This window comes from Pseudomonas sp. Irchel s3a12 (assembly GCF_900187485.1).
GTDB lineage: Bacteria > Pseudomonadota > Gammaproteobacteria > Pseudomonadales > Pseudomonadaceae > Aquipseudomonas > Aquipseudomonas neuropathica.
This window is the reverse complement of record NZ_FYDN01000002.1, coordinates 490,744-513,200: the sequence shown is the minus strand read 5'-3', so window position 1 is coordinate 513,200 and position 22,457 is coordinate 490,744. Positions and strand designations below refer to the sequence as shown.

At 58.5% G+C, this 22,457-nt stretch carries 22 protein-coding genes; 4 read left to right on the top strand and 18 right to left on the bottom strand.

Features of this window, described 5'->3' with window-relative positions:
• Both CKW14_RS05770 and CKW14_RS05765 read right to left on the bottom strand, forming a co-directional pair.
• Positions 1-807: an alkaline phosphatase family protein gene (locus CKW14_RS05770; protein WP_095050908.1), complete on the bottom strand. Its 807-nt coding sequence runs from the start codon at positions 805-807 to the stop codon at positions 1-3.
• Positions 808-989: 182 nt separating this feature from the next.
• The gene (locus CKW14_RS05765; protein ID WP_007916337.1) at positions 990-2,057 is read right to left on the bottom strand and encodes an ABC transporter substrate-binding protein; all 1,068 of its coding nucleotides are present in this window, start codon (positions 2,055-2,057) and stop codon (positions 990-992) included.
• 351 nt (positions 2,058-2,408) lie between these two features.
• Here CKW14_RS05765 and CKW14_RS05760 point away from each other — a divergent pair, with 351 nt between their 5' ends.
• On the top strand, positions 2,409-3,122 hold the full coding sequence (locus CKW14_RS05760) for a UTRA domain-containing protein (RefSeq protein WP_007916338.1): 714 nt from the start codon (positions 2,409-2,411) through the stop codon (positions 3,120-3,122).
• A 52-nt stretch (positions 3,123-3,174) separates the two neighbouring features.
• Here CKW14_RS05760 and CKW14_RS05755 read toward each other — a convergent pair whose 3' ends face one another.
• The 8 genes from CKW14_RS05755 to minC all read right to left on the bottom strand — a co-directional run bounded on the left by CKW14_RS05755 (position 3,175) and on the right by minC (position 11,059).
• The gene (locus tag CKW14_RS05755) at positions 3,175-4,365 is read right to left on the bottom strand and encodes a restriction endonuclease (protein ID WP_095124938.1); all 1,191 of its coding nucleotides are present in this window, start codon (positions 4,363-4,365) and stop codon (positions 3,175-3,177) included.
• A gap of 24 nt (positions 4,366-4,389) precedes the next feature.
• Positions 4,390-6,543 (bottom strand): mechanosensitive ion channel family protein, encoded by a 2,154-nt coding sequence (locus CKW14_RS05750; protein WP_095050910.1) that lies wholly within the window; start codon positions 6,541-6,543, stop codon positions 4,390-4,392.
• A 77-nt stretch (positions 6,544-6,620) separates the two neighbouring features.
• Complete coding sequence (locus CKW14_RS29930; RefSeq protein ID WP_163004785.1) at positions 6,621-6,797, bottom strand: hypothetical protein; 177 nt, start codon at positions 6,795-6,797, stop codon at positions 6,621-6,623.
• A gap of 168 nt (positions 6,798-6,965) precedes the next feature.
• Positions 6,966-8,255 carry a M18 family aminopeptidase gene (locus CKW14_RS05745; RefSeq protein ID WP_007919200.1) on the bottom strand — a complete coding sequence of 430 codons (1,290 nt, stop codon included), beginning with the start codon at positions 8,253-8,255 and terminating at the stop codon, positions 6,966-6,968.
• A 104-nt stretch (positions 8,256-8,359) separates the two neighbouring features.
• Entirely contained in the window at positions 8,360-8,995 is a 636-nt protein-coding gene (locus tag CKW14_RS05740; protein WP_007960625.1) for an RluA family pseudouridine synthase, read from the bottom strand.
• Between the two features lie 90 nt (positions 8,996-9,085).
• A complete protein-coding gene (gene minE, locus CKW14_RS05735; RefSeq protein ID WP_003223146.1) occupies positions 9,086-9,340 on the bottom strand; it encodes a cell division topological specificity factor MinE in 255 nt (84 codons plus the stop codon).
• Positions 9,340-10,152, bottom strand: a complete 813-nt coding sequence (minD, locus tag CKW14_RS05730) for a septum site-determining protein MinD (RefSeq protein ID WP_038367005.1) — start codon at positions 10,150-10,152, stop codon at positions 9,340-9,342. Before minD ends, minE begins: the two co-directional genes overlap by 1 nt.
• Positions 10,153-10,321: 169 nt before the next feature.
• Positions 10,322-11,059 (bottom strand): septum site-determining protein MinC, encoded by a 738-nt coding sequence (minC, locus tag CKW14_RS05725; protein WP_026000431.1) that lies wholly within the window; start codon positions 11,057-11,059, stop codon positions 10,322-10,324.
• A 117-nt stretch (positions 11,060-11,176) separates the two neighbouring features.
• Here minC and CKW14_RS05720 point away from each other — a divergent pair, with 117 nt between their 5' ends.
• Both CKW14_RS05720 and CKW14_RS05715 read left to right on the top strand, forming a co-directional pair.
• Positions 11,177-12,109, top strand: coding sequence for a lipid A biosynthesis lauroyl acyltransferase (locus CKW14_RS05720; protein ID WP_095050911.1), 933 nt, complete (start codon positions 11,177-11,179; stop codon positions 12,107-12,109).
• A 35-nt stretch (positions 12,110-12,144) separates the two neighbouring features.
• Entirely contained in the window at positions 12,145-13,317 is a 1,173-nt protein-coding gene (locus CKW14_RS05715; RefSeq protein WP_095050912.1) for a patatin-like phospholipase family protein, read from the top strand.
• A 137-nt stretch (positions 13,318-13,454) separates the two neighbouring features.
• Here the strand turns inward: CKW14_RS05715 and CKW14_RS05710 are convergent, their stop codons facing one another.
• From CKW14_RS05710 to puuE, 8 genes are all read right to left on the bottom strand, one after another.
• Positions 13,455-14,240: an outer membrane protein OmpK gene (locus CKW14_RS05710; protein ID WP_007913962.1), complete on the bottom strand. Its 786-nt coding sequence runs from the start codon at positions 14,238-14,240 to the stop codon at positions 13,455-13,457.
• 374 nt (positions 14,241-14,614) lie between these two features.
• Complete coding sequence (locus tag CKW14_RS05705; protein WP_016982869.1) at positions 14,615-15,400, bottom strand: outer membrane protein OmpK; 786 nt, start codon at positions 15,398-15,400, stop codon at positions 14,615-14,617.
• Between the two features lie 163 nt (positions 15,401-15,563).
• On the bottom strand, positions 15,564-16,922 hold the full coding sequence (locus CKW14_RS05700) for a nucleobase:cation symporter-2 family protein (protein ID WP_095114338.1): 1,359 nt from the start codon (positions 16,920-16,922) through the stop codon (positions 15,564-15,566).
• A 170-nt stretch (positions 16,923-17,092) separates the two neighbouring features.
• Positions 17,093-18,403 (bottom strand): urate hydroxylase PuuD, encoded by a 1,311-nt coding sequence (locus CKW14_RS05695; RefSeq protein WP_095050914.1) that lies wholly within the window; start codon positions 18,401-18,403, stop codon positions 17,093-17,095.
• A gap of 51 nt (positions 18,404-18,454) precedes the next feature.
• Positions 18,455-18,958, bottom strand: a complete 504-nt coding sequence (locus CKW14_RS05690; protein WP_034151759.1) for an ureidoglycolate lyase — start codon at positions 18,956-18,958, stop codon at positions 18,455-18,457.
• A gap of 141 nt (positions 18,959-19,099) precedes the next feature.
• Complete coding sequence (gene alc, locus CKW14_RS05685; protein WP_007913974.1) at positions 19,100-20,095, bottom strand: allantoicase; 996 nt, start codon at positions 20,093-20,095, stop codon at positions 19,100-19,102.
• An 87-nt stretch (positions 20,096-20,182) separates the two neighbouring features.
• Positions 20,183-20,698 carry a 2-oxo-4-hydroxy-4-carboxy-5-ureidoimidazoline decarboxylase gene (uraD, locus tag CKW14_RS05680; RefSeq protein ID WP_047292945.1) on the bottom strand — a complete coding sequence of 172 codons (516 nt, stop codon included), beginning with the start codon at positions 20,696-20,698 and terminating at the stop codon, positions 20,183-20,185.
• Positions 20,695-21,621: an allantoinase PuuE gene (puuE, locus tag CKW14_RS05675; RefSeq protein WP_093441662.1), complete on the bottom strand. Its 927-nt coding sequence runs from the start codon at positions 21,619-21,621 to the stop codon at positions 20,695-20,697. Before puuE ends, uraD begins: the two co-directional genes overlap by 4 nt.
• A gap of 421 nt (positions 21,622-22,042) precedes the next feature.
• Here puuE and uraH point away from each other — a divergent pair, with 421 nt between their 5' ends.
• The gene (gene uraH / locus CKW14_RS05670) at positions 22,043-22,396 is read left to right on the top strand and encodes a hydroxyisourate hydrolase (RefSeq protein ID WP_003223171.1); all 354 of its coding nucleotides are present in this window, start codon (positions 22,043-22,045) and stop codon (positions 22,394-22,396) included.
• The last annotated feature ends 61 nt before the right edge of the window (positions 22,397-22,457 follow it).

Here is a 22,457-nt window from a genome sequence, read left to right as displayed (position 1 = left end):
TCACTTGAGCAACTCCCGGCACACAGGTTTGTCGTGGGGCACGCCGAGCAGTTCGCAGACGGTGCCGCAGATTTCGGTCTGCTTGGGTGCGGCGCCAGCGTCGAGGCTGAACGCGTCACCGAGGACAAACAGCGGCACCTGGCGTTCTTCCGGCAACAGGCCGTTGTGCGAGCGATCGTTGTTCATGCCGTGATCGGCGGTCACCAATACCTGATAGCCCGCGTCGAGCCAGCTTTGCAGATAGTCGGCAAGGATGATGTCGGCGAAGCGCGCGCTGTTGCGGTATTGCGAAGAGTCGAGGCCGTGCTTATGCCCGGCGTCGTCGATGTTCATCGGGTGGATCAACAGGAAATTCGGATCGTGGCGCAGGCGCAGGTTTTCCGCGTCGGCGAACAGATGCGAATCCGGGTAGTGATCGCTCCAGTAGAAATGCCCGTGCTGGATCGGCAGCGACAAATTGTCGGTGTGGCGGTCGCGGGCGGCTACGAACGGCGAACGGTTATACAACTCGCTAACCCAGTGATACGCCGCTGCAGCAGTCTTCAGACCGGCATCGCGGGCGTAGTGATAAATGCTGCGCTGATTGGACAAGCGCGAGACGTTGTTGTGGACGATGCCGCTGTCGATCGGCGGCACGCCGGTGAGGATGCATTCATAGAGGGGGCGGGACAGGGCCGGCAGTTCGCACTCCAGTTGATAGAGCGCGGCGCGTCCTGCGCCAACATAAGCCTGCAGATGCCCCATGGCGTGACGCGCGACTTCATAGTTGAGGCCGTCGAGCACGACAAGGATGACGTTGTGCTTCATAGGGGCAAAAACTCCGCGAAAACAGGAAATTTCAGATTCAGCCGAGATCCCCTGTGGGAGCGAGCCTGCTCGCGAATGCGGCAGATCATTCAACATTGATGTCGACTGACACGACGCCTTCGCGAGCAGGCTCGCTCCCACATTTGGATCTTCAACAGATCACGCAGTAGTGAACAGCCGGTTTATTTCATCTCGACGATGACTTCCTCGTTCCACTGCTGTGGCAGGGCTTTGGAGGTCTTTTCCCACGCATCGGCATCTTTGATCGGCGTGACTTTCTTGTACTGCTCGTTCGGCAGCAGTTTGGCTTTCACGTCTTCCGGCAGTTGCAGGTGTTCGGCGCGGATCGGACGCGCATTGCCACGAGCGAGGTTGGTCTGGCCGGCGTCGCTGAAGATGTATTCGCGGGTCAGCTTGGCGGCGTTCGGGTTTTTCGCGTACTTGTTGATGATCGTGGTGTAGCCGGAAATCACCGAACCGTCGGATGGGATCAGCACGACGTAGTCATCTGGATTGGCCATCTTGGCCTTGTAGCTGAGGCCGTTGAAGTCCCAGACCACACCGACTTCGATCTCGCCTTTTTCCATGGTGGCGATGGTCGGGTTGGCCATCGACAGGCGACCTTGCTTGGCGATGTCGGCGAACAGCAGCAGCGCAGGCTTGATGTTTTTCTCGTCGCCACCGTTGGCCAGTGCCGCAGCGAGAACGCCGTTGGCGGCTTGGGCGGCGGTGCTCACGTCACCGATCGAGACTTTGTATTTGCCGCCCTTGAGATCAGCCCATTTGGTTGGCACTTCGGAGCCGTGCAGCAGTTTTTTGTTGACGATGAAGGCGATGGTGCCGGTGTAGGCCAGCGCCCAGTTGCCGTCCTTGTCCTTGGCCCAGTCCGGGACTTGATCCCAGGTGCTTGGCTTGTACGGTTGCACCACGCCTTGCTTGACCGCGATCGGGCCGAAGGCCGCACCGACGTCGCCGATGTCAGCGGTGGCGTTGTCTTTCTCGGCGGCGAACTTGGCGATTTCCTGGGCAGAGCTCATGTCGGTGTCGATGTGTTTCAGGCCGTAGGTTTTGGCCAGGTCTTCCCAGGTGCCTTTCCAGTTGGCCCAGTCATCGGGCATGCCGACGCTGTTGACGGCACCTTCCGCTTTCGCAGCGGCTTCGAGGGTTTTCAGATCGGTGCCGGCCGCCATGGCGGAGGTGCACATTGCAATGGTCGAGCCTAACAGTGTTGCCAGGAAAAGCTGTTTCATTCCGAAGCTCCTTGGTCGTGTTCAACGCTGCGATTGCGGTGTGTGTTGGTCTAGGTCAGCAATACCTGAGCCAATTTAAGGGGGCTGGATGACACTTTGATGTCGGCGGCCTTGTGGCAGGCCTTTTATTTGCCCGGTATTGGCGGGTGTCAGATAAGCGTAGACCATGCTCAAAGGCCCGCAGGGCAAGGGACTTGGCCGATGTATTGCAAGTCGTGAAGACGACCGTTCGGTAGTTTTGTCATCTCTCGGTCATCTGCACTGCCTAGGCTTGCAATATCAGGAAACGGCTCGATTGCCGTGCGGTTTTGCCCCGAAACAGTGCTGGTCTAGTCCAGATAGGTAACGTTGATGCGCGATGAGGCAACAAAAGCGGTGACAGCGATTGGCCAGGTGTTGCAGGAGCAGCTTGATCACGGGTTGCTGGCGGCGGGCAGCAAGTTGCCGGCCGAGCGCAAGCTCAGTGAGTTGTTCGGCACGACACGGATTACCGTGCGTGAGGCGTTGTTGCAGTTGGAGGCGCAGGGGCAGATTTATCGCGAGGAGCGCCGTGGCTGGTTCGTCTCGCCGCCGCGTCTGGCCTACAACCTGATGCAGCGCAGTCACTTTCACGCGATGGTCAGTGCGCAGGGGCGGGTGCCGTCGACCGAGGTGATTTCGGCGCGTTTGCAGCCGGCTTCGGCGGCGGTGTGTGCGTGGTTGCAGTTGCCGGCGTTGTCGAGCGTGATTCAGATTTGCCGGTCACGACGCATTGATGGGCGGTTGGTGTTGTATGTGGAGCACTATTTGAATCCGCAGTTTTTTCCGGGGATTCTTGAGTTTGATTTGAATCAGTCGATGACCGAGTTGTATGCGCGGCATTACGATTTGCACTATGGGCGGGTGCGGTTTGAGATTGTGCCGACGTCATTGTCGGTGGATGCGGCGGCGGCTTTGCGGGTGTCGGTGGGGAGCCCGGGGTTACGGATTGCTCGGGTCAATTATGATCAGCATGAGCGGTTGATTGATTGTGATCTGGAGTTTTGGCGGCATGATGCGATTCATGTGGGTGTCGATGTAGTTTGATCATCAGTCAACAGAAGGACAACGAGACCGCTTGTCCTTCTGTTTCGATGTTTTATTTATTCAAAATTCGGTTGAGCAGAAACTCCAGCCCTTCCCCTTGTTTGAATTTCCAGTCGACTGGTACTCCTCCACCTGAATCAAATTTTTTCGTGTCGCTACCTTTATAAAAGGGTAAGGATAGTTGGCAGAATGCGGTCAGTCTGGCGAATATATCCCGGTACTTGCCGGATGAAACTTTTGCCAGGAAGCCGTCTGTCAAAAAGGCCGAGTAGGTCAGCTCCCTATGATCGAGTAATTTACTGTGTGAAGGACTATCTGGGTCTTTGAGCGCATCGTTGAACGTTAGGTACTTTTTCAGTGCAGATTGAGGGCACCAAAATGACCATATCCCGCAAACGATGATTGGCACGTTGCAATCTGCGGTGCGTGGATGGGCTAGGGGGGTCTCCCACGCTGGTGAAATATCTTCATACCGCAGTTCATTAAGGTCCGCATTGCTGCGATACTTGAAATATTCTGGAAAACAGTCGATTGCATCTTTCAGTGCTTCGGCAAAAAAGCTTGCGTGGAGATTGCTGGTCAGAGCGTCATTGGCTTCATCAATTATTTTTTGTTTGTTGGGCTTTTTTCCTGAATGCAACCCGCCAAACGGACCGTCTAAAATCCAGGCACTAGGCGAAGTGTTTTTCAAGTCGCTTAATTTGTAGTGCTGAATGGGCACTACGAATTTTCTGAATAAGTTGGAATAGCTTTTTGGAAAGTATCTCGCGGCAAACAGCCAGCCAACGATGCTGTCTTTGTCGAGTAGCTTTGATTCGATGTCAGAGTTTTTTAGAATTTCGTAATCAAAGGGGATGGTTCCACTGTTTTTAATTCCTTCCAGTTTGGTTACAAGTGCGGAGCTTGGGGCTGAGGAGTAAAAGCCAATAAATTTCGAGCAGCCATTGGAATAAACTGCGGAAAGCGGGTCTAGTTCTTGATCAGCCCCTACGGCATTATCTGAGTGAGCATAGTGCTTGCAACTAATCAGTACTTTTATGCCGTTTATAGATACCTTGAGGTCCAGGTCGTTATCGGGGCCTCGAGTTGTTCTATTGATAATAGTGGCCCCGACTATTTTTTCAAAATACTCTTCTGCGAACTTTTCAAAGGCATCAAGATCCTCTTTTTCCAAGTTTGCTTTTCTCGCTTTTCGTAACTTTCCACTGGCGGAAGGGATCTCGCGAAAATCTAAAATTCCCATATTATTTCCTTATGATTGACTGAGTTATTCCTTCGGCTGGCCACCACCGGCGGTGATCACTTGTACGCTCATGCGTGGGGTCGCCAGATCCAGTCCCGCCTCATCCAGATGCCGCTTGAGCGACAAATTGAATGCCCTTGAGACTTCCCACTGTTTGATCGGAGCAGTCTTGAACCGCGCCCGCAGAATTGCGCTGCCGGACTCGAAACTCTCGACGCCTTGGATCTCCAGCGGCGACCAGATGTTGCGCCGCTGCAACGGATCGGTGCGCATCTTCTGGCCTACTTCGCGCATCAGTTTGATCGCGTCGTCGATTTCCATGTTGTACGGCACTGCGACGCGGAAGATCGCGTAGCCGAATTCCCGTGAGTAGTTCTTGATGCTTTTGATTTCGCTGAACGGGATGGTGTGGACGATGCCGTCGATATCGCGCAGGCGCACGGTGCGGATGGTCAGGCCTTCGACAGTGCCGAGGTGGCCGCCGACGTCGACGTAGTCATCGATGGCCAGCGAGTCTTCGATGATGATGAACAGACCGGTGATCAGGTCCGCGACCAGTGACTGCGCACCGAAACCGATGGCCAGACCGATCACACCGGCACCGGCCAGCAGTGGCGTGACGTTCATGCCCATGTTCGCCAGCGCGACGATCAGCGCAATGATGAAGATCGCCACGAACAGCACGTTGCGGATCAGCGGCATCATCGTCTGCGCCCGCGCATTGGCCAGGCCTTTGCGCGAGCGGGTCAGGGCGTGGTGCACGGCGGTGTCGGCGAGGATCCAGATCAGCCAGGAGAAAACCAGTGTGCCAATCAGGCTGAACAGTTTGACGCTGATGTCATGGCCTTCGCCTTCGGCAAAACCGATCAGCGACTGGCCCCACACGCGCAGGCCAAGTTCGATGAAGACCAGCCAGACCAGCAAGTGCGCGAGCGTGTAGAAGAAGTTTTTCAGGCGTTCGGAGTAGAGCGCGTGACGTTTCGGCCCGCGTTGCGGTTTCAAGGAATGACGGCGCACGAGGCCGTTGATCACCATGCACAACACCAGCAGCACGGTGCAGATCAGCGACTGGCGCAAGGCGGTGCTGGTGTCGCCGGCGGAGACGAAGGTGGCGAATAGCGAGATGCCGACCAGCACCAGCGCCGGCACGTACCAAAAGGTGCCGAGGATTTCGATGGTATCGCTGAGGGCGCGGCGGGTCAGTCGTCGTGACAGCGGCTGATTGCGAATCAAGTGTGCGATCGGCCGGCGGAAACGCAGGATGAACAGACCGGTCGACAGTGCCGCGAGGACATTGGCGATGGTCGCGGCGGTGTGGGCCAGATGCACGCCGAGGCTTTCGATCAGGCGTGGATCATTCAGCGCCTCGCCGAACGCGGCGAAGCTGCCGATCAGCCAAAGCGGCCGGAACGCCTGATGACGGAGGATGTACAGTGCACGATGGCGGTGCGGGCCGTCGAGCAGGGAAAACGCAATCACGCAGATCGCCGAGAAACAGGTGCCGACCACCAGCGCATAGGCCAGCACCATCGCCAGGCTTTTACCTAGAGACGACGGCAAGGCGTAGCTCATGTAAACGGTCATCACTAAAGCGATCAGCCATGGCCCGAGCTTGCGTAATGCAAAGCGCAGCATGTCGAGGGCTTTGGGGTGTTGCGGCAGTTCTTCGGTGAGGCCGAAACGCATGCGTACCCGGTGACCGAGCCAGATCAGTGCGGCGGCGAGCAGACTCCACACCGCGAGGATCATGGCGAAGCCGAAGATGATCGGCAGCCATTCGTTGGCCGGCAACATCATGCCGCTCAGCTCTTCCTTGGCCAGGTCGAACTCGTTGCCCCAGCGGTTGAGCGGGCTGTCGGTACCGGTGAATTGCTTTTCGAAGTTGGCGAGGGTCCCGCCGATCAGGCCGAGTACGCCTTCTTCGGGGCTGGCCTGGGCCTTTTTGGTGGCGTCGCGCAGCTTCTTCAGGTCGGTCAGCAGTTGCGCGCGTTGCTTGTCGTTTTCCAGCGACTTGATGACTTCGTCGAGGGACTGGCCGAGCGGTTCCTGGGCTTCGGGTTGCGCCTTGTTGGTGTTGAGCAGGCCCGGCAGACCGACCGCGTGGGCGGACGCCATCGGCAGCAGTGTCATCAGGCAGACAAGGAACAGACTGGGCAAAGCAAAAAGACGAGCGAACACTAGGCGGTCAACCTCGCAAGGGGCGGATTCGCTGGAGTGTACGAGGCCCACCCATTCAATGCGAGCCGGGCGCGGATTTATTCGTTGAGTTTGGCGAGGATCTTGTAAACCACGGTGGCGAGGATCGTCAGCATGCCGATCCACATGGCGAACACACCGGCGTTCTTGTCGCGGAAGTTGAAACCGATGGCCAGCAGGATCATTCCGCTCAGAATCGGAATGAGCATGGCGTGGAACGAAGACATCGAGATCATGGAGACTGCCTTGTCGAAATGAATGATGTAAGTCTAGGTCGGTTTCTGCCGACCGCTATTGATCTGAGTAGGAGCTGCCGAAGGCTGCGATCTTTTGATTTTGTTTTTAAGATCAAAAGATCGCAGCCTTCGGCAGCTCCTACATTGAATCGCATTTTGCCGAAGCTTTTAAGGCAATTCGCGGCAGGCGTAGAACGCGCTCAGCACTTTGACCAGGTGCGCCAGGTCATGGCTGCCGCACAGTTCGCGGATCGAGTGCATGGCGAAGGTCGGCAGGCCGATGTCGACAGTGCGCACACCGAGGTGGCTGGCTGTGATCGGGCCGATGGTCGAGCCGCAGCCCATGTCGCTGCGCACCACGAAGCTCTGTACCGGGACTTCTTCGGCCATGCACAGATGGCGGAAGAAGCCGGCGGTTTCGCTGTTGGTGGCGTAGCGCTGGTTGCTGTTGACCTTGATCACCGGGCCAGCGTTGAGTTTCGGGCCGTGGTTGGCATCGTGCTTTTCCGCGTAGTTGGGGTGCACGCCGTGGGCGTTGTCGGCCGAGACCAGCAGGGATTTCTGGATGGTGCGGACGAACTCGTCACCTTCCGGCAACAGACGGCGCAGTGTCTGTTCGAGCATCGGGCCGTCGGCACCGCAGGCCGAGCAGGAGCCGACTTCTTCGTGGTCGTTGCACACCAGCACGCAGGTTTCGTCGGTTTCAGCGGTGAGCAAAGCTTGCAGGCCGGCGTAGCACGACAACAGGTTATCGAGGCGCGCGCCGGCAATGAAGTCGCCATTGAGGCCAATCACTGCAGCACTTTGCGTGTCGTAGAAGCTCAGCTCGTAATCGAGTACGACATCGGCGTTCAGGCCATGTTCGCGGGCCAGTTGATCGGTGAGCACGGCGCGGAAATCGACGCGCTCGTCACCAGCAAATTGCGCAAGGATTGGCGGCAGTTCGGTCTGTGCGTTGATCGCCCAGCCTTGATTGGCTTCACGATTGAGGTGAATCGCCAGGTTGGGAATGATCGCGATCGGCGCCTTGAAATCGATCAGTTGGCTTTCAACCTTGCCGTCGCGGCGAAAGGTCACGCGGCCGGCCAGCGACAGATCACGGTCGAACCACGGTGCCAGCAACGCACCGCCGTAGACTTCAACGCCCAGTTGCCAGAAGCCCTGACGCTGCAGTTCCGGCTGCGGCTTGACCCGCAGGCACGGGCTGTCGGTGTGCGCGCCGACCAGGCGGATGCCGCCGTGCAGTGGCGAAGTGCGGCCCATTTTGATCGCGACAATCGAGGAGTCGTTGCGGGTGACGTAATAGCGGCCGTTTGGCTCGGTGGTCCATGGCTCGCGCTCGTCGAGGCGCACGAAACCGGCAGCCTCAAGACGCTGCACCAGACTGGCAGTGGCGTGGAACGGGGTAGGGGAGGCCTTGAGAAAGTCGATCAGGCCTTGGTTCAACTCTTCGCGCATAAGAAACTCCAGACAGCAATGGGCGGGAGTTTAACGCATCGGCCGGGGAATTGAATCTGCACCGGGTCCCTTCGGCAGCTCCTACATGGTTTCGGCGGTGTCCGTCAGAACGGCGCGGGGCACTCGAAGCGCAGGCGTTCGCCGGTTTGCGGGTGGGTGAAGCTGAGCATGCTCGCGTGCAGGCACAGGCGCGGCCATGCCGCCAGCGCTTGCTCGTGGGCGTAGAGGCCATCACCGAGCAGCGGATGCCCGATCGACAGCATGTGCACGCGCAACTGATGCGAACGGCCGGTGATCGGCGTCAGCTCAACGCGGCACCAGTCACCGCAACGCTCCAGCACTCGCCAGAAGGTCAGCGCATGCTTGCCGAATTCGTGGTCGACGACATGGCGCGGTTTGGTCGGCGGGTCGTAACGCAAGGGCAAATCGATGCTGCCACTGTCGAGTTCCGGCTGACCCCAGGCCAGTGCGGTGTAGGCCTTTTCAGTTTCGCGGTCATGAAACTGGCGCGACAGTTCGCGATGCGTATCGGCGTCACGCGCCAGCAGAATGATGCCGGAGGTTTCCCAGTCCAGGCGATGGACGATGCGCGCTTCCGGGTAGCCGTTTTCCTGCAGGCGGGTAATCAGGCAATCCTTGTTGTCGTCGGCGCGACCGGGCACCGAGAGCAGCAAGGTCGGTTTGTCGACCACCAGCACGGCGGCGTCCTGATGGATGATGCGGATGTTGGACAGCGGCATTAAAACAGCCTCGTAACAAATGCCAACGGCGGTTCAGGGCCATCCCGCATGGGGATGGCCCTGAACCGCCGTCGTACCTGCCGGATCGACTCAGCGATCAGGCAGGGTGATGTTGAGTTCCAGAATCGAGCAACTGCCCTGGCTTTCCAGTGCAACATGTACGTCGTCGTTGCCGATGTTGACGTACTTGCGGATCACGTCGACCAGTTCCTTCTGCAAGGCTGGCAAGTAATCCGGCGTGCTGCGCTGGCCGCGCTCATGCGCCACGATGATCTGTAGACGCTCTTTCGCTACCGAGGCGGTACTTGGCTTTTTGTTGGCACGAAAGAAGTCAAAAAGGTTCATTACCTACCTCCAAACAGGCGCTCGAAGAATCCCTTCTTCGTAACATCGAGGAAACGATGTTCTTTTTCTTTGCCCAGCAGACGATCAACGGCATCGCTGTACGCCTGACCTGCATCGCTCTGGTCGTCGAGAATTACCGGGACGCCCGAGTTGGACGCCTTGAGGACGGCTTGGGATTCCGGAATCACGCCAAGCAGGGTGACGGCTAGAATTTCCTTCACGTCTTCGACGCCCAGCATCTCGCCGTCGCTTACGCGTTGCGGGTTGTAGCGGGTCAGCAGCAGGTGTTCCTTGATCGGCTCTTCGCCTTTTTCGGCACGACGCGATTTGCTGGCCAGCAGGCCCAGCATACGGTCGGAGTCACGTACCGAGGACACTTCCGGGTTGGTCACGATGATCGCTTCGTCGGCGAAATACATGGCCAGGTGAGCACCTTTCTCGATGCCGGCCGGGGAATCGCAGACGACGAAATCGAAGTCTTCCTTCAACTGCATCAGGACTTTTTCCACGCCTTCGACAGTCAGCGCGTCTTTGTCGCGGGTCTGACTGGCGGCCAGTACGTAGAGGTTTTCCAGGCGCTTGTCTTTGATCAGCGCTTGTTGCAGGTTGGCTTCGCCGTTGACCACGTTGACGAAGTCATACACCACGCGGCGCTCGCAACCCATGATCAGGTCAAGGTTACGCAAGCCCACGTCGAAGTCGACGATCACTGTTTTGTGGCCGCGCAGAGCGAGGCCGGTACCGATAGCGGCGCTGGTGGTGGTCTTACCCACACCACCCTTGCCGGATGTAACCACGAGAATCTTGGCCAAGGTGTTTCACCCCTAAGGAAGAAGGACTTTTTAGCCCCTGAAAAACATCTCTTGAAAACTACTGCAGTCGGACAGCCTTGGCTGGAATTTGGCTTTGAGCCTTTTTCCTACTTCGTTTGAGCCGTTTTCGCTACGTTTTAGAGATGCTTGGAAAATGCGGCAGTATCCGTTAAAGCCGAATGATGTTCAACACGTCGCCCGACAGGCTGACCTGTACGCCCGAGCCCCACATAGGGTCGCGACGCAAATCTTCGGAAACCTTGTAGTGACCGGCGATGGAGATCAGTTCAGCGCTCAATTGCTGACAGAAAATCCGTGCCTTGGTGTCACCCTTCACGCCGGCCAGCGCCCGACCACGCATCGGGCCGTATACATGGATGTTGCCATCGGCGAGAAGTTCCGCCCCCGGACTGACCGAAGACACCACGACCAAATCGCCACCCTGGGCATATATCTGTTGGCCACCACGTACTGGCGTGGTGATGACGCGGGTCGGTTTGACCGTTGGCTCAGGCGGCTTTTCCGGTTTCTTTTTGACTTCGGCTTCGGGTGTTTCCAGCGGCCGTTCGCGGGCGCCCGACGGCGGCAGCACCGGAATGTCGATAGCGATGGCGGCGGCAATGTCTTCGATGCGACTGGCGCGAATCGCCAGGGTGCGCAGGCCATGTTGACGGCAGACGCGCATCAGGCCTGGCAGATCGACGGCGCCTTCGCTCGGCGGCAGTTTGTCCAGCGCCAGAACCAGCGGCGCGTTGCTGAAGAAGTTCGGCGCCTGGGCAACTTTGGCGGCCAATTGCCGATCGAGGCTTTCGAGGTCGTTACGGGCCAGTTCCAGCACAGTAATGGCCAGCATGCTGCCCTTGAGCTGGAATACGGGATCTTGGTCTAACGGTTCGGTTTGGCTCATGTCGGCATACAACGGCTTGTCACTAAAAGTGCCGAGACTTATAACGAGAACGCCCGCAGGCCGCAAGCCGGGTCGAACGATGTAGAATGCGCGGCCACTGTATTTACGGAAGCTTTAATGGATCGCCCGCGTTTTCGAAAAGCATTTCTTGCTCCACGCTTCTGGCCGCTCTGGTGCGGTCTGGGGCTTTTATGGCTGATCGTGCAGTTGCCGTATCCGGCCTTGCTGACCATCGGTCGAGTTTTGGGCGCGCTGATGTATCGCGTGGCCGGCGACCGGCGGCGCATCGCCAAGCGCAATCTTGAACTGTGCTTCCCGGAAAAATCCGCCGCTGAGCGCAAACGCCTGCTCAAGGAAAATTTCGCCTCCACCGGCATCGCCTTTTTTGAAATGGCTATGAGCTGGTGGTGGTCGCGCGAGCGTCTGGCCAAGCTGGCCCACGTTGAAGGCCTGGAGCATTTGCAAAAGGCCCAGCGCGAAGGCAAAGGCGTGATTTTGATGGCGGCGCATTTCACCACGCTGGAAATCGGCGCGGCGTTGCTCGGCCAGCAGCACACCATCGACGGCATGTACCGCGAGCACAAGAATCCGTTGTTTGACTATGTTCAGCGTCAGGGCCGCGAGCGGCACAACCTCGATTCGCTGGCGGTGGAGCGTGACGACGTGCGCGGCATGCTCAAGCTGCTGCGTTCCGGTCGCGCGATCTGGTACGCACCGGATCAGGACTACGGCGCCAAACAGAGCATCTTCGTGCCGCTTTTTGGCATTCAAGCCGCGACCGTGACTGCGACCACCAAGTTTGCTCGTTTGGGTAAAGCGCTGGTGGTGCCGTTCACGCAGGAGCGTCTGGCCGACGGCAGCGGTTATCGCTTGGTGATTCATCCGCCGCTGGAAGATTTCCCCGGCGAAACCGAAGAAGCTGACTGCATCCGCATCAATCAGTGGGTCGAGAGCGCTTTGCGTGCCTGCCCCGAGCAGTACCTGTGGGCGCATCGGCGCTTCAAGAGCCGGCCACCGGGCGAGCCGAAGCTGTACGCCAAACGCGGTTGATTCCCCCATCCTTTCAAGCACCATGGAGTGTTGCGATGAGCCCAACTGAACCGGTCACAGGTTTGATTCTTTCCGGCGGCGGGGCTCGGGCGGCGTATCAGGTGGGGGTGCTGGCGGCGATTGCCGAATTGCTGCCGTTGGGCGCGGACAATCCGTTTCCGGTGATCGTCGGCACCTCGGCCGGTGCGATCAATGCGGTCAGCCTCGCCAGTGGCGCTACCGATTTTCGCGCTGCGATCGAGCGTCTCACCTTGTTCTGGCAAGGCTTTCGCAGCCATCGCGTGCTACGCAGCGACTGGCCCGGGGTTATCCGTCAGGCCAGCCGTTTTGTCAGCCACAGCCTGCTCGGCCTCGGCCGGCAACTGCCGGTGGCGCTGCTCAACAGTTCGCCGCTGCGCGCACTGCTCAATGAAAAGCTGCACATGCCCGGTATCGCCGAATCGATCGCGCGCAAGCAATTGCATGCGGTGGCGGTGACGGCGTTCGGCTACGAATCCGGGCAAGCGGTGACGTTCTATCAGGGCGGCGGCAAGATCGATTCATGGCTGCGGCATCGGCGCATTGGTGTGCCGACGCAGCTGTCGGTGGATCACCTGCTGGCCAGCTCGGCGATTCCGTTGTTGTTCGCGCCGGTGAAAATCGGTGATGAATATTTCGGTGACGGTGCGGTGCGGCAATCGGCGCCTATCAGCCCGGCGCTGCACTTAGGGGCGAGCCGGGTGCTGGTGGTCGGTGTCAGCGGCAACCCGCGCGGGTTTGATCCGCAGCAGCCGCTGGAGCGCGCCTACACGGGGCAACAGCCGACGCTGGCGCAGATTGGCGGGCACATGCTCAACAGCACGTTCATTGACAGCCTCGAGAGCGACATCGAGTTGCTGCAGCGTCTCAACCAGTTCAGCCACTTGATGCCTGCCGGCACGCCGACGCGCGAGTTGGGCGTGGCACCGGTGGAGGTGTTGGTGATTTCGCCGAGTCAGCCGATCGATGAGATTGCGGCACGGCATCGCCAGGAGTTGCCGGCGGCGTTACGTCTGTTTCTGCGCGGGCCGGGGGCGACCAAGACGAGTGGGGCAGGGGTGTTGAGTTATCTGTTGTTCGAGGCGGGGTACTGCAGCGAGTTGATTGATCTGGGGCGGCGTGATGCGTTGGCCAAGCGCGAGGAGTTGTGCCGGTTTTTGGGCATATCCAAAGCGGTGGTTCCAGCCTGAGATCGGTGGTGCGGCAATCGCTGGCAAGCCAGCTCCCACAGGGCTTTGCGTCGTAAACAGATTTTGTCTACACCAAAGAACTTGTGGGAGCTGGCTTGCCAGCGATGGCGTCCTCGCAGACGCCACTTACACCCGCATCAGAAGTGGAACTTCACCAGGAAGCTCGTGGTGCTCTGATTGGTCTTGAACGCACCGGTGTCGTCGATGCCGTACTTGTCTTTCCAGTAGTCGTACTCCACACCGACGTACAACTGCTTCTCGCCGAAGCTCAGCGCCTTGCCCAGGTCGTATTTGACTTGCGGGTTGAAGTGCAGGTTGGCGTGGTAATCACCCTTGGAGTTGGAGTCGTTGTCGGTGACCCAGTCCATGAAGCCGTCGATCAGGATATCCGACTTGCCGACCGGGATGGTGTAGGACCAGACCGGGGTAATCTGCCAGACGTTGTCACCGGCGCGAGCACCCTGGGTGTGGCGCTGGTAGAAGTTCAACTGGAAGTAGTCGAAGCCCGGGATCGCCAAGTCGAAGCCTGGACCGATCAGGTACGACTCGGTGTCGCCTTCGCCGAACTCGTAAGTCATCGCCACCAGGACGTCTTTGATCGGGCCGAACTCGATCTTCTGGTCGAGCACTTTACCCAGCGAGATGCGCGGGCTGAACTCACCGTAGTAGGTGTTCGGACCATTGCTGAAGTCCTTGCCACCGTTGTAGAAGATCTTGTCGAGGAAGAAGAAGTTGTCCCCGTACTTCCACGCATCGGCGTGCTCGAAGGTGACGGTCTGCTGGATGCGCGGGTTGACCTGGAAGTCCTTGCCATACAGGTAGGTCAGGCTGTTGTTCTGCCACTGCAGCAGGCCTTCGGCCATGGCCTGGCCGCCGGCCAACATCGATCCCGCGAGCATCAGGCTGGTGCACATACGTTTCATTCGGTTGCTCCCAAAGTAGGTGTTCCACGTTATTTTTTTAAGATCGGCGCTCTGGTGTGGCGCCTTTTTTCGTTGCTGCAAAAAACTCATCCGATCGGTCAGCTTCGTTGCTGTTAGCAAGAGCTGAGCCAAGGCTTTCGAAAAGCAAAAAAACACCCGCTCGGCTGCTAAAAAACAGTCGATTGAGTGTGTTTTCGGGATGCCTCGGTACTGACCGGGGCCGGGATAAGTTGGCTTTTCGGTCAGGAATTAAATCCGGGCTTTTTTTTAGACCGAATTCAGGAGGCCGCGGAGAATACTGACTCCTCGGCCAGCTCTCAAGTGCCCCGCAACAGAGCACCGACGACAGGTATGGGGCACGGTTGCGGGCCATCTTAGAAGTGCACCTTGACCAGCAGGCTGGCGGTGTTCTGATTGGTGTCGAAGTTGTGGGTGTTTTCGACGCCGTATTTATTTTTCCAATAGCTGTATTCGGTGCCGACATACAGTTGCTTGTGGCTCCAGCCCAAAGCTTTGCCCAGGTCATATTTGATCTGCGGATTGATGTGCAGGTTGGCGTGGTAGGTGCCGCGTGAGTTCTCATCGTTGTCGACTACCCAATCGAGGTAGCCGTCGATCAGCACATCGGAATTGCCCAGGGGAAAGCTGTAGGACCAGCCGGGGGTGATCTGCCAGACGCCATCGCCGGGACGCGGGCCTTCGGTCTGGCGGCGGAAGATGTTCAGGGTGACGTAGTTGAAGCCGGGCACTTTGAGGTCGAAGCCTGGGCCGATCAGGTAGGCCTCGCTGTCGCCTTCGCCGTACTCGTAAGTCATGGCGAGCAGCACGTCTTTGATCGGGCCGAACTCGAGCTTCTGGTCGAAGATCTTGCCGAACGAGAAGCGCGGGGTGAATTCACCGTAGAAGGCGTGCGGGCCTTTGTTCGCGTCTTCCTTGCCGTTGTAGAAGATTTTGTCGACGAACAGGAAGTTGTCGCCGTACTTCCATTTGTCGGCGTGCTCGAAGGTCAGCGTCTGCTGGATCGACGGGTTGATCGCGAAGTTCTTGCCGTACAGATAGCTCAGGCTGTTGGTCTGCCACAGCAGTAAATCGCCGGCCATGGCCTGACTCGCGGCCAGCAGGCCGCCACTCAACAGAACGTTGGTTTGTGTGCGAATCATCTGTTGCTCCCTCTTGTTTTTATTGTTTGAGGCGCAGAGCTTTTTTTGCCCTTGTAGGAGTGAGCCTGCTCGCGATAGCGGTATGACATTCAACACATCAGTTGACTGAAAAAATGCTATCGCGAGCAGGCTCACTCCTACAGGGGGTACATCGGTGTTGCTGTTAGTGCTGGTGTGCGTGGCAGTCGTTGATCGCCGCGCGCTCTTTGCCGCCGAGAATGTTGAACAGCAAGTTCAGCGTCAGCGCGCTGAGCGTTGCCATGGCGATGCCGCTGTGGGTAATCGGGCTCATCCACATCGGCAAATGCGCAAAAAACTCCGGACGCACCACCGGGATCAGGCCCATGCCGATGCTCACCGCGACCAGCAACTGGTTGCGACGGTCACCGATGTCGGCTTCCTGGAGAATCTTGATGCCGGTGGCCGCGACCATTCCGAACATCGCAATCGCTGCGCCGCCGAGTACCGCCGGCGGAATCGACGCCACCAGAAACGCTGCTTTCGGCAGCAGGCTCAACACGATCAGCAAGCCACCGGCAACGATGGTCACCGAGCGGCAACGTACTCCGGTCATCTGCACCAGACCGATGTTCTGGGCGAACGAGGAGTGGGTAAACGTGTTGAAGAAACCAGCGACAAACGAGGCGCCGGCATCACACAGCAAGCCGCGACGCAGCATGCGCGGGCAGACTTCCTGGCCGGTGATCTTGCCCAGCGCGAGGAACATCCCGGTGGATTCTACAAAGATGATCACCACCACCAGACACATCGACAGGATCGGTGCCAGTTCGAATTTCGGCATGCCGAAATGCAGCGGAGTGACGAACTGAACCCATGGCGCGTTGGCCATGCCGCTCAGGTCGACCATGCCAATCGCGCCGCACAGGATGTAGCCGAAGCACATGCCGATCAGTACTGAAATGTTGACCCAGAAACCGCGCATGAAGCGGTGGACCAGCAGAATAGTGCCCAACACCAATGCGGCGATGGCCAGATAAATCGGTGAGCCGAATTGCGCAGCGGCAGCGCCACCACCGGCCCAGTTCACGGCCACGGGGAACAGCGACAAACCGATCGAGGTGATGACCGTGCCGGTCACCAGCGGCGGGAAAAAGCGCACGACCTTGGACATGAACGGCGCGATGAGCATGCCGAAGAAACCGGCGGCGATCGTGGCGCCGAAGATGCCTTGCAGGCCGATACCGGGCATGCCGGCCATGGCGACCATGCTGCCGACGGCAGCAAAACTGGCGCCCATCATCACCGGCATGCGAATGCCCATCGGGCCGATGCCCATGGACTGGACGATGGTGGCGATACCGGCGACCAGCAGGTCGGCGTTGATCAGGAAGGCAATTTCTTCACGACTCAGGCCAGCGGCCTGTCCAATGATCAGCGGCACCGCGATGGCACCGCCGTACATCAGCAGAACATGTTGCAAACCGACCAGGATCAGTTGCAAAAGGGGCAATCGCTGAATGGCGGGTGCGTCGGGGATGCGCGCTTTGGACAGCTCGGACATGCAACACCTCGGATCTTTTTATTCTTGTGATTGAACAGCTGTCGGGTTGCTCACAGCTGTTTCTGTGCATCAGGTAACAACCGCGTTGCGGCGAATCGCTGGCAAGCCAGCTCCCACACAGGCAGTGCAAAACCCTGTGGGAGCTGGCTTGCCAGCGATGCTTTTACTGCTTAGTTGGTCTGTGCTCCCTGGGCGATCCATGCACCGATCAGGTCACGTTCCTGCTGGGTCATCTGCGTGATGTTGCCCAGTGGCATGATCTGCGTGGTGATGGCCTGCGCCTGGATGCGCGCCGCGTTCTGGCGGATCTGCTCAGGGGTGTCGAGCATCACACCCGCCGGAGCTGCGCTGAACAGCGGGCTGGTCGGTTTGGCCGAGTGGCAAACCGCGCAACGTTCTTGAATCACGTTGTGCACTTTGTCGAAGGCCGGACCTGCGTTGGAGGCTTGCGCCGGTGCTGCTGCAGGTTCGGCAGGGGCTGCCGGTGCTGCTTCAGCCGGTTTCGCGCCACCGCCCAGTGCCGTTTCCGGCAGCGGTTGGTACTCGATTTTGGCTGGCGCCTTGGCCACTTCCGGCGCGGTCGACATTGGCATCGGGCCGGTGACGTACGCCAGACTGATCATGCCCACCGCTGCCACAGGCAAGGTCCAGGCAAACTTGTGGCTGTCATGACGGGTGTTGAAGTAGTGACGCACCAACACCGCCAACACCGCGATCCCGGCGAGGATCAACCAGTTGTACTGGCTGCCATAGGTGCTCGGGAAGTGGTTGCTGATCATGATGAACAGCACCGGTAGGGTGAAGTAGTTGTTATGACGCGAACGCAGCAATCCTTTGGCTGGCAGCGCCGGATCCGGCGTACGGTTTTCGGCAATCGCCGCGACCAGGGCACGCTGCGCCGGCATGATGATGCGGAACACGTTACCGACCATGATGGTGCCGATGATCGCGCCGACGTGCAGGTATGCACCACGACCGCTGAACACTTTGCTGAAGCCATACGCCGCGCCGATGATCAGCACGAACAGAATGAAGCCGAGCAGAGCAGGGCGTTTGCCCAGTGCCGAGTCGCACAGGAAGGAGTAGATGAACCAGCCGATAAACAGCGAGCCGATACCGATGGCCACGCCTTCAGGGCCGCTCAGGGTGCTGCCCGGAGCCAGCAGGTAGAGCGTTGGATTGGAGTAGAACACCACGCACAGCAGCGCGATACCCGACATCCAGGTGAAGTAGGCTTCCCATTTGAACCAGTGCAGGTTCTCCGGCATCGCCGGTGGGGCCAGTTTGTATTTTTCGAGGTGATAGATACCGCCACCGTGGATCGCCCACAGGTCACCGGCCAGGCCGGTTTTCGGGTTGACGCGGTTGAGGTTGTTCTCCAGCCAGACGAAGTAGAACGACGCGCCGATCCAGGCCACGCCAGTGATCATGTGAACCCAGCGCACGCTCAGGTTCAGCCATTCCAACAGATGTGCTTCCACAGTCTTTACCTCTCGCCTGTCACTCTTGTTGTCGAGTGATCAGACCTTCTCTTATTGGTGGGGGGCGAGGATCAAACGCTCATCCTCTTTGAAAAAATGCTCATCGCAGTTATTGCCTGTGCCACTGCGATCAACCACCAGGAAGTCATCCCGCTTTTCGATCGTCAGCACCGGATGGTGCCAAACGCCGCGATGGTAATTAATGCCCTGCCTGCCGTTGGTGACGAAGGCGCGGACCAAGCCTGATACAGGTTCATCGCCAACTGGCGCGACCACGATCAGAAAGGGGTTGCCGAGCAGCGGAATGAAAGCCTGGCTGCCCAGCGGATGGCGTTCCAGCATGCAAACGGTCAGCGGCATGTCCTGCGCGTCGGCGCGGAAGATGCTGATGATCGCGTTGTCCTCAGGCTGAGCGGTTTCGACCGTCGCCAGTTTATGGAAGCGCATGGTCGAACCGTTGTTGATCATGAAATGATCGCTGCCGTCGGTTTCGATCACGTCACCGAAAGGGGCGAAGGCTTCTTTGCTCAGCGGTTCAATCGTTAGTGTGCGCATGCTGTTCTTCTTTTCGTTGAGTGATCGTTCCCACGCTCCGCGTGGGAATGCAGCCGGTGACGCTCCGCGTCACATCCTGAGTGGACGCAGAGCGTCCAGTGATGCATTCCCACGCAGAGCGTGGGAACGATCATTGCGTTGTTATTTAGCGACCTTGCCGAGAACGCGCAGGCGGCTCACACCACCATCCGGGAACACGTTCAGGCGGATGTGGGTGATCGGGCCCAGCGCCTTGATCTGCTCGACGAAGGTGTGTTCGGCGTGCATTTCCAGTTTCTGGCTTGGCAGCAGTTCACGCCAGAAGAGCGACTGGGTTTCGATCTGGCTGTCAGTACCGCCTTTGACGAACGCGCCCTGGATCGAGCAAGTGTCCGGGTAGTTGCCTTTGAAGTGCAGGGTGTCGACGACGATCTTCTCGATCTCGCCCGGGTGACCCAGCGCGACGATGACCCAGTCATTGCCTGGCGTGCGACGACGTGCAGTTTCCCAGCCGTCGCCCATGTTGATGCCACGGCCCGGGTTGAGGATGTTGCTCATGCGGCCGAAGTGTTCGTCGGAGCAGGCGAGGGCGCGGCCACCATTCAGGGCCGCAGCCAAGTCGACTTGCTCGTTGTCGCCAACCGCCGACCAATCGCGGAACGGAATGCCGTACACGCGCAGACGGGCAACACCGCCGTCCGGGTAGATGTTGAAGCGCAGGTGGCTGAAAGCTTGGTCGTTGCTGATTTCGTGGTAGTGATGGCTGTTGCCCTGCAGCTCGACGGCCGACAGCACTTCAGTCCACTGGGTGTTTTCATCAGGCTCGCCCGACGCCAGGAAGCACGCTTCCAGAGAGGCCGATGGCGGGAAGTTGCCGGTGAAGAATGAAGTATCGATGTCCACGCCTTTGATCGAGCCCGGTACGCCCAGACGAATTACGGCGCTGTCGAAGCCTTCGAAGCGCTTGCGGCGTGATTCCCAGCCGTCCATCCACTTGCCGTTGTCATCGAACACGCCCTCCTTCCATACGGCCGGGGTCGGTTGGAACAGACGATTGGCGTCTGCGAACCAGTCATCGGTGACCGAAATGATTTTGGTGCCCAGACGGGCATCGGCCAGGTTGACGAATTTTTCGAAAGGTACGGCGTAAGCTTTCATTCTTCTTGTCTGCCTTTAAAAAAGTGGCTGGGGATGCTTGCAGGACCCTGGGTACTCTCCGCGTTTGATGTACTCGGGTCAGGCTTGCTAAAGAGTCAGTAAACGGAACAGGGCGATCTTGTTGATCTCCGCCAGCGCGCATTTGAATTCGGTATCGACCGAGTTGTGAATGCGCGTTTCGAACGCCGCGAGGATCTGATGCCGGTTGCTGCCTTTTACCGCCATGATGAAGGGAAACTTGAACTTGGCTTTGTAGGCGTCGTTCAGCTCGGTGAAGCGCTGGAACTCTTCGGCCGTGCATTGGTGAATACCGGCGCCAGCCTGTTCATTGGTGCTGGCTTCGGTCAGTTGGCCCTGGACGGCGGCTTTGCCGGCCAGGTCCGGGTGAGCGTTGATCAGGGCCAGTTGACTGGCATGATCGGCGCTCAACAGGATGTCGCTCATGCGCTGGTGCAGGGTTTCGATCTCGTCGATCGAGGCATCTGCGCCCAGGTCGTAGGCCTTCTCGGCCACCCATGGCGAATGTTCGTAGATGTCGGCGAAGGCGTTGACGAAAGCGTCGCGGCTCAGGGTCGACGGTTGCAGGGTTTGAAAGCGGCTCATTTCGCGGCCTCTTGGTACGGGTGAGTTTCGTGCCAGTGACGCGCGATGTCGACGCGACGGCTGAACCACACCTGTTCATGACTTTTGGCGTATTCGATAAAGCGTTTGAGCGAAGCGAGGCGACCCGGACGACCGATCAGGCGGCAGTGCAGACCGATCGAGAGCATCTTCGGCGCTTCGGCACCTTCGGCGTAAAGCACGTCGAACGCGTCTTTGAGGTATTCGAAGAAGTCGTCACCCTTGTTGAAACCTTGCACCTGGGTGAAGCGCATGTCGTTGGTGTCGAGGGTGTACGGGATCACCAGATGCGGCTTGCCGGTCGGGTTGTTCGGTTCCCAGTAGGGCAGGTCGTCGTCGTAGGTGTCGCAGTCGTAGAGGAAACCACCTTCTTCCATGACCAGGCGACGGGTGTTCGGGCCAGTGCGGCCGGTGTACCAGCCCAGTGGGCGCTCGCCGGTGATTTCGGTGAGGACGCGGATCGCTTCGAGCATGTGCTCGCGCTCCTGCGCTTCGTCCATGTACTGATAGTCGATCCAGCGGTAGCCATGGCTGCAGATCTCGTGGCCGGCATCGACCATTGCGCGGATCACGTCCGGGTGGCGCTGGGCGGCCATGGCCACGGCGAAGATGGTCAACGGAATGTCGAATTCCTTGAACAGTTTCAGAATCCGCCAGACCCCGGCGCGGCTGCCATACTCGTAAAGCGATTCCATGCTCATGTTACGCGCGCCTTGCAGCGGCTGAGCGGCCACCATCTCGGAGAGGAAGGCTTCGGACTCTTTATCGCCGTGCAGAATGTTGCGCTCGCCGCCTTCTTCGTAATTGAGTACGAAAGACAGGGCGATGCGGGCATTGCCCGGCCAGTGTGGGTGAGGAGGGTTACTGCCGTAACCGATCAGGTCGCGTGGGTAGTCAGCGCTCACTGCAGTCTTCCTTCTTATTCGTTGACAGATGGGTGTGGCGGCCTGGCAGGCTGGCGTCACAGCGATGGGCTGATTGTATACAACTTTATTCGCAATTTGTAAGCCTGAATTTTCGCATTTTTCGCCGACTGTCATCTTTTCCTGGTATTGGCGTGAGCCTGCAAGAAACCTGCCTGACCAGTCAGTTAATGGATAGAAGGTGCAATGTATAGGCGTGTTACTGGCAGAACGCGGGGAAACCCCCGATTGGCGGGGGTGGTGTGAAAAATGTCGTTTTTATTGTGTACAATTTTTTTGAAAAGTGTCTTAATCAGTCGCTCGCCGCAGCTTTTCGTGCTCCGAATCGGTGCGGTCTCCTTTTTATCTGACTTCGGGAGGCGCGAGGTCTGACTGCTTCCACGCAGGCAGGCGCGCAGAATCAATGGGACGTTTGACAACACACGTTTTGGACGCTGCACACGGTTGCCCGGGCAGTTCGATCAAGGTCGAGCTGTACCGCGTTGAAGGTTCGCACCTGGAATTGGTCGCCAGTGCGATAACCAACAGCGATGGCCGGGTCGATGCGCCGCTGCTGCAAGGCGATGATTATCGTACCGGGGTTTATCAGGTTCAGTTCCACGCTGGCGATTACTACCGCGCCCGCGGCGTTCAGTTGCCGGAGCCGGCATTTCTGGACGTGGTTGTACTGCGCTTCGGCATCTCTGCCGAACAGGATCACTACCACGTGCCATTGCTGATTTCGCCTTACAGCTATTCCACGTACCGGGGCAGTTGACCCCCAAGCAGCTGCCCCCCGCCGGGAAGCGACTGCGCATATAGCTTCTTTGGTCTTTCGC

Coding starts and splice junctions, on each gene's coding strand:
- CKW14_RS05755 (WP_095124938.1), bottom strand. CDS start 4,365: ATGGGAATTTTAGATTTTCGCGAGATCCCTTCCGCCAGTGGAAAGTTA.
- CKW14_RS05715 (WP_095050912.1), top strand. CDS start 12,145: ATGAGCCCAACTGAACCGGTCACAGGTTTGATTCTTTCCGGCGGCGGG.
- CKW14_RS05765 (WP_007916337.1), bottom strand. CDS start 2,057: ATGAAACAGCTTTTCCTGGCAACACTGTTAGGCTCGACCATTGCAATG.
- CKW14_RS05720 (WP_095050911.1), top strand. CDS start 11,177: ATGGATCGCCCGCGTTTTCGAAAAGCATTTCTTGCTCCACGCTTCTGG.
- minC (WP_026000431.1), bottom strand. CDS start 11,059: ATGAGCCAAACCGAACCGTTAGACCAAGATCCCGTATTCCAGCTCAAG.
- CKW14_RS05705 (WP_016982869.1), bottom strand. CDS start 15,400: ATGATTCGCACACAAACCAACGTTCTGTTGAGTGGCGGCCTGCTGGCC.
- CKW14_RS05745 (WP_007919200.1), bottom strand. CDS start 8,255: ATGCGCGAAGAGTTGAACCAAGGCCTGATCGACTTTCTCAAGGCCTCC.
- CKW14_RS05770 (WP_095050908.1), bottom strand. CDS start 807: ATGAAGCACAACGTCATCCTTGTCGTGCTCGACGGCCTCAACTATGAA.
- CKW14_RS05710 (WP_007913962.1), bottom strand. CDS start 14,240: ATGAAACGTATGTGCACCAGCCTGATGCTCGCGGGATCGATGTTGGCC.
- CKW14_RS05760 (WP_007916338.1), top strand. CDS start 2,409: ATGCGCGATGAGGCAACAAAAGCGGTGACAGCGATTGGCCAGGTGTTG.
- alc (WP_007913974.1), bottom strand. CDS start 20,095: ATGAAAGCTTACGCCGTACCTTTCGAAAAATTCGTCAACCTGGCCGAT.
- CKW14_RS29930 (WP_163004785.1), bottom strand. CDS start 6,797: ATGATCTCGATGTCTTCGTTCCACGCCATGCTCATTCCGATTCTGAGC.
- uraH (WP_003223171.1), top strand. CDS start 22,043: ATGGGACGTTTGACAACACACGTTTTGGACGCTGCACACGGTTGCCCG.
- minE (WP_003223146.1), bottom strand. CDS start 9,340: ATGAACCTTTTTGACTTCTTTCGTGCCAACAAAAAGCCAAGTACCGCC.
- CKW14_RS05700 (WP_095114338.1), bottom strand. CDS start 16,922: ATGTCCGAGCTGTCCAAAGCGCGCATCCCCGACGCACCCGCCATTCAG.
- CKW14_RS05690 (WP_034151759.1), bottom strand. CDS start 18,958: ATGCGCACACTAACGATTGAACCGCTGAGCAAAGAAGCCTTCGCCCCT.
- uraD (WP_047292945.1), bottom strand. CDS start 20,698: ATGAGCCGCTTTCAAACCCTGCAACCGTCGACCCTGAGCCGCGACGCT.
- CKW14_RS05740 (WP_007960625.1), bottom strand. CDS start 8,995: ATGCCGCTGTCCAACATCCGCATCATCCATCAGGACGCCGCCGTGCTG.